The organism is Betaproteobacteria bacterium (assembly GCA_016791345.1).
Lineage (GTDB): Bacteria > Pseudomonadota > Gammaproteobacteria > Burkholderiales > JAEUMW01 > JAEUMW01.
Map to the genome: position 1 here is coordinate 1 of JAEUMW010000145.1, position 5,493 is coordinate 5,493.

The 5,493-nt window shown below is 68.8% G+C and carries 5 protein-coding genes; 4 read left to right on the forward strand and 1 reads right to left on the reverse strand.

Going from position 1 to position 5,493, the window contains the following annotated elements:
• The first annotated feature begins 319 nt into the window (after window positions 1-319).
• The 4 genes from JNK68_05975 to nhaA all read left to right on the forward strand — a co-directional run bounded on the left by JNK68_05975 (window position 320) and on the right by nhaA (window position 5,309).
• Window positions 320-763, forward strand: coding sequence for a group 1 truncated hemoglobin (locus JNK68_05975; protein MBL8539903.1), 444 nt, complete (start codon window positions 320-322; stop codon window positions 761-763).
• 173 nt (window positions 764-936) lie between these two features.
• Window positions 937-1,707: a ferritin-like domain-containing protein gene (locus tag JNK68_05980; GenBank protein ID MBL8539904.1), complete on the forward strand. Its 771-nt coding sequence runs from the start codon at window positions 937-939 to the stop codon at window positions 1,705-1,707.
• Window positions 1,708-1,758: 51 nt separating this feature from the next.
• Window positions 1,759-3,456 (forward strand): SulP family inorganic anion transporter, encoded by a 1,698-nt coding sequence (locus JNK68_05985; protein ID MBL8539905.1) that lies wholly within the window; start codon window positions 1,759-1,761, stop codon window positions 3,454-3,456.
• Window positions 3,453-5,309 carry a Na+/H+ antiporter NhaA gene (nhaA, locus tag JNK68_05990; GenBank protein MBL8539906.1) on the forward strand — a complete coding sequence of 619 codons (1,857 nt, stop codon included), beginning with the start codon at window positions 3,453-3,455 and terminating at the stop codon, window positions 5,307-5,309. The genes JNK68_05985 and nhaA overlap by 4 nt, the downstream gene beginning before the upstream one ends.
• Window positions 5,310-5,330: 21 nt before the next feature.
• Here the strand turns inward: nhaA and JNK68_05995 are convergent.
• Window positions 5,331-5,493 (reverse strand): low molecular weight phosphotyrosine protein phosphatase (locus JNK68_05995; GenBank protein ID MBL8539907.1); only part of this gene is annotated, 163 nt, incomplete at its 5' end.

The following is a 5,493-nucleotide window of genomic DNA, read 5'->3' on the forward strand; positions in this document are numbered from 1 at the left end:
GCGTGAGCGCCTCCTGGCGACGGGCGACGATACCTGCCAAGGCCTCGCGCAAGGCAGACTCCTGCGCGTCGATCAGCAACTCCATTGCACGCGGCATATCGGGATGCATCATGCTCTTGCCCAGCGCTTCCCATTCTAGCGCGTTTGGAATCCGGGCAACCGGGGCCCCGGGCAGACCAGCCGGTTGTTCCGTTTCTGACTACGCAGATCATCGGATTCCGGATTTGCTTCGAGCGAGAAATATTCTCGCATCCTGCTTTTCCCTCCTCGCGTAGATGGACCTGCAATTCCCGCAACCACCCGCAAAGGAGATTCAGAGATGAAGCCGCGCAATCTGTTCGTCGTTCTTGCAACGCTTGCCGCACTCGGCTTGGTCGCGTGCGCCACGCCGGACAGGAAACCGCCGCCGCAGAGCCTGTACGACCGGCTGGGCGGCAAGCCGGCGATTACCGCGGTGGTGGACGACTTCGTCGCCAACGTCGCGAGCGATCCGCGCATCAACCAGCAGTTCGCCAACGCCGACATCCCTCGCCTGAAGCGGCTGCTGGTCGAGCAGATCTGCGCCGGCACGGGCGGTCCGTGTCAGTACACCGGCCGCGACATGAGGACGGCGCACGCCGAACTGGCAGTGTCGGGCGGTGAGTTCAATGCCCTCGTGGAGGACCTCGTCAGGAGCTTGAACAAGTTCAAGGTGCCGGCCCAGGAGCAGAAGGAACTGCTCGCGGTTCTCGGTCCGATGAAGACCGCTATCGTCACGCGATAGCGAGGCGGTGACCCGGCGCCTGCGCGCTGCGGTCACCCGCGTCGCAGGAAGCAGGATGCCCCTGGTGGCAGGCAAATCGGTGGTCTGGACGCGCGGTCGCGCCAGAGCCCTCGCGCAAGTCCGGGCCGGCGTCGGTATACTTCGCCGCTTTCTCATCCCGTTTTGGATGCACCATGCTTTCTCCCCACGCGATTTTCGAAGAGATCCGCAGTAACGACGACGCTTTCCGTCTGCTTGCCGGCACGGCCTCCAAGAACGAGTTGCAGGGCGGCTGGGAAAACGAACGCATTGCGGCGCTCACGCAGGATCCGGTGCTGGCCGCGAAGATCCTCCGCCACGGGCAGGACGAGACGAAGCACGGCCGGCTGTTCGCCGCATTTCTCCGCCGCCGCGGACTGGAGCCGGTCGACGTGCCGGAGGATGCGGATTACTGCATGCTGCTGGAGCGGCAGGGCATCGGGCTCTCCCACGCGCGGCTCGGCGAAGACAAGCCGCTCTCGAACGAAGAGATCATCGTCTACCTCGCACACAGCCGCGTCACCGAGCAGCGGGCGGCAGAGCAGGTGGCGCAGATGCTCGATTGCTTCCGCAACGATCCGGAACTCAAGCGCGGCCTCGCGATGGTCGCCGACGACGAGGTCAACCATCTTTCGTATTGTCACGAGGAACTGCTCCGCTTCCGCGCGCTGGGCTATGGCGATCTCATCCGGCGCACGCTCAGGCGCTATGCGCTGGCCGAAATCCACACCACGCGCGAAGTCAGTCTCACGTTCGTAGGCGCGGTCGGCGACATCCTGCGCTGGCCCGCATGGAAGCGCGCGCTCCTTGCGTTCGGCGCGCGGGCGATCTACGTCTACGAGCGGGTGTGGGGCTGGCGGCGGATGGTGCGGCTCGCACCGCCGGAGCGGCCGAATGCCCTCGGGACGCCGCAGCCCGCCGGCTGAATGCGCGCCGCGCGCCGTGCGGCTCAAGCCTCGGCGACGCGGTGGTGACGCTTGGTGATGGAACTTAACCGGCACGCGCCCGGGCTGTATGCGCTGACGCGCTACCGGCGCCGGTGGCTCGCCGGCGATCTGGCGGCCGGGTGTGCGATTGCCGCGGTATCGCTGCCGCTCGCGCTCGCGTATGCCGCGATCGTCGGTGTACCACCGATGGCGGGGTTGCAGTCGGCGATCCTGCCGCTCGCCGTCTATGCGCTCTTCGGACCCTCGCGGCGTCTCGTGGTCGGGCCCGACACGGCGATGTGCGCGGTGATGGCAGGCGTTCTCGTGGCGATGGATCTGCCGGAAGGCGCGGCGCGTCTGCCCGCGGCGTCGGCGCTCGCGCTCGTCATCGGCGTGTTCAGTCTGGCGGGGGGCGCACTCGGGGCGGGGCGGGCGGCGACGCTGCTGGCAAAGCCGGTCCTGGTCGGCTTCCTCACCGGGGTGGCGGCGACCCTCCTGGGCGGACAGATTGCCCGCGTCACCGGTGTCCCGCTTCAGTCGCCAGGGTTCTTCCGACCACTGATTGAGCTTTCCGGGCGGCTGCCGGAGGTGCACGTCGCAACGCTGATGCTGGCGGTCGTGCTGTTCGCGGCGATCCGCCTCGGCCAGCGCTGGCTGCCAGCCGTACCGGCGGTGCCGATCGTCCTCGTTGCGGCGATCGTGCTCTCGGCGCTCCTCGATCTGGGTAACGCGGGGGTGGCGCTGGTGGGGGAGGTGCCGGGCGGCTGGCCACAGTTCGCGCTGCCGTTTCCCGACGTGCCGTGGGATCTGCTGCTGGAAGGTGGCGGCGCCATCGCGATCATCGGGTTCGCCTCCGGCATCGTGCCGGCGCGGGCGTTCGGTGCGCGCGACGGGCTGCGTACCGACCCGAACCGGGAACTCACGGGCTTCGGTCTCGCCAACATCGCCGCCGGTCTGGTGCAGGGCTTCGGTGTCACCGGCACCAGCAGTCGCACTGCGGTTGCCTTTTCCGCCGGCGCTCGTTCGCCGGCGGCGGCGCTGGTTGCTGCGGCGGTGCTCGCGTTGGTCTCGGCCTTCCTCACCGAGCCGCTTGCGCTGCTGCCGCAGGCCGCCCTGGGCGCCATCCTCGTCTCCACGGCGCTCGACATGATCGACCTCCCGACCTTTCGCCGCCTCTGGCGGATCGACCGCGCCGAGTTCGTCATCGCCGTGCTCACCAGCGTCGGCGTGGTGGCGTTCGGAGTGTTGCCGTCGGTTGCTGTGGCGATCCTGCTGACGCTGCTCAACTATCTGCGCACGGCGTCCTGGCCGCGCGATGCGCGGCTCGGCCGCATTCCCGGGCAAGCGGGGCTGTGGAAGCTGCACCTGTATCCCGCGGCTGAACCGATCCCGGGCATCCTCGTCTATCAGTTCCAGGGCTCGCCGGTGTTCGTGAGCGCAGACCGTCTCGGCGAGCGGCTGCCGCATGTCATCCAACGTGCACCGGCCGCCACCACCCATCTCGTCCTCGATTGCCTGGCCATGACGTCTCTCGACAGCACCGGTGTGGAAGTCCTGGAACAGGCGGTGACCGCCGCGGCACGGCGAGGCATCGCTACGGTGATCGGCGGTGGTCACGCGCGGTTTCGCAAAATGCTCGCGCGCTCGACCCTGCTTGGGAGTCTGCCCCGCTTCGAGACGGCGGAGCTGGCAGTCGCGGCGATCGAAGCCGGTCTGCCGAACCTCGCCGCAGACCACACCGCGCCATGACGAGCGACGCCGTTGCGCGCCTGCTCGCGCCGCCGGTCGATGCCCGGCGCGACCACATCCTCGGTCCGCACGACGCGACGATCACGCTCGTCGAGTTCGGCAGTTACGCGTGCCCGCGCTGCCGCGCCGCCAACGAGGAAATCGCGAAGCTGCGTGATCGCTTCGGCGAGCGACTGCGCTACGTCTTTCGCCACCGCCCGCTGACCGACTCGGTGCCGGCTCGGCGTGCCGCCGAGATCGTGGAGTGCGCGCGCGACGCCGACGAATTCTGGTCCGCGCACATCGCACTCATGACGCGCTCGTCGGTCCTGACCGAAGCGGATCTGGACGCGGTCGCCGGCGATCTGCGTCTGGGCCGCGGCGACGAAGCGACCCGCGCGCGGGAGGTGTCGGCAGTGGCGCGCGTCGACGAGGACGTGCGCAGCGCGAAGGCGAGCGGTGTCCTGGTGACGCCGACCTTCTTCATCGGCGGGCGGCGCTACGACGGCCCCTGGGACGAGACGTCCCTCGCCGAGGCGGTACAGGGCTCGCTCGGCTACCGCTTTCAGTCGGCCGCGGTGGGTTTTGCGAGCTGGGCACCTTCGACGGGGCTGCTCCTTGCGCTTGCCACCCTCATCGCGCTGATCGTCACGAACTCGGCAGCGGGACGCGCCTTCGAATCCTTCTGGCATGCGCACGCCGGATTCACCTTCGGCACGCAGGCATTCGGTCTGTCGCTGCAGCACTGGATCAACGACGGCCTGCTCACGCTCTTCTTCCTGGTCGTCGGACTCGAAGTGAAGCGGGAGTTCACGGTCGGCCGTCTCGCGCAGTGGCGCTCCGCTGCGCTGCCCATCGCCGCCGCGATCGGGGGCCTGCTGGTACCGGCGCTGGTGTACCTGGCGCTGGTTCCGAGCGGTCCATGGACGCTCGGCGCGGGTGTGCCGATGCCGACGGACACCGCGTTTGCGGTTGCGCTGATCGTCCTGCTGGGGACGCGGGTGCCGGTCGAGCTGCGCGTCTTTCTCACCGCGGCTTCCATCGTCGACGACATCGGCACGATTCTCGTGGTGGCGATCTTCTATTCCGGTCACGTCGATGTCAGTGCGCTGGCGCTCGCGGCGGTGGTCTTCCTTGCTCTCCTCGCGCTGAATCGCGCCGGCGTCTATCGCGCGCTGCCCTACGCGGTTCTCGGCGTCGCCCTGTGGGCGCTCGTCAATGCCGGCGGGTTGCACGCAACACTGGCCGGCGTGCTGCTCGCGCTCGTCGTGCCGACGCGCCCGCCGCCGAATCTGCGGGCGCTCACGGCGCAGGCGGAGGCGATCATCACGGCGGAGACGCGGCGCGGTGAAGAGGTGCTGCGGCACGGCCCTTCGGTGCCGGCGCTGCGCCTGCTGGACGCCATTCACGATCGCCTCGAATCGCCGGCCGACCGCCTGCTGCGGCACGTCGAGCCGTGGTCGAGCTACCTCATCCTGCCGCTCTTCGCGCTCGCCAACGCCGGCGTCGTGGTGTCCGCCAGTGTGTTCGACGGGCGCGAGTCGCTGGCGCTGGCGATCGGCGCCGGACTGCTCGTCGGAAAACCACTGGGCTTCGTGGCTGCGTCCCAGCTCGCCGTTCGCTCCGGTCTCGCGACGAAGCCGTCGTCGTATTCGTGGCCGCAGCTCGCCGCGTGCGGCGCACTGGCCGGCATCGGCTTCACCATGTCGCTCTTCATCGCGGGACAGGCGTTTCCGCACGCGGCGGACTTCGCGGCGGCGAAGATCGCCGTGTTCGCCGCCTCGGTTGCGGCAGCGCTCGTCGGCGGCATCGCCCTCTGGCACCTCGGTCGCCCGCGGCTCACAGACGCGTTGCCGCAGCCGGCCAAGTCGTAGGCGCGCGCCTGCCTTCACTGCTTACACGCGGCGCAGCGCTTCAATGAGTCCGCGTGATGCGTCTTCGATCAGGTCGAGCACGCGTTCGAAGCTCTCCTGCGATTCGCCGTACGGATCCGGCACTTCGTCTGAATCATGCGCCGTGGCGTAGTCGAGCAAGAGGGCGAGCTTGTGCCGGTGCTCG

Coding starts and splice junctions, on each gene's coding strand:
- JNK68_05980 (MBL8539904.1), top strand. CDS start 937: ATGCTTTCTCCCCACGCGATTTTCGAAGAGATCCGCAGTAACGACGAC.
- JNK68_05975 (MBL8539903.1), top strand. CDS start 320: ATGAAGCCGCGCAATCTGTTCGTCGTTCTTGCAACGCTTGCCGCACTC.
- nhaA (MBL8539906.1), top strand. CDS start 3,453: ATGACGAGCGACGCCGTTGCGCGCCTGCTCGCGCCGCCGGTCGATGCC.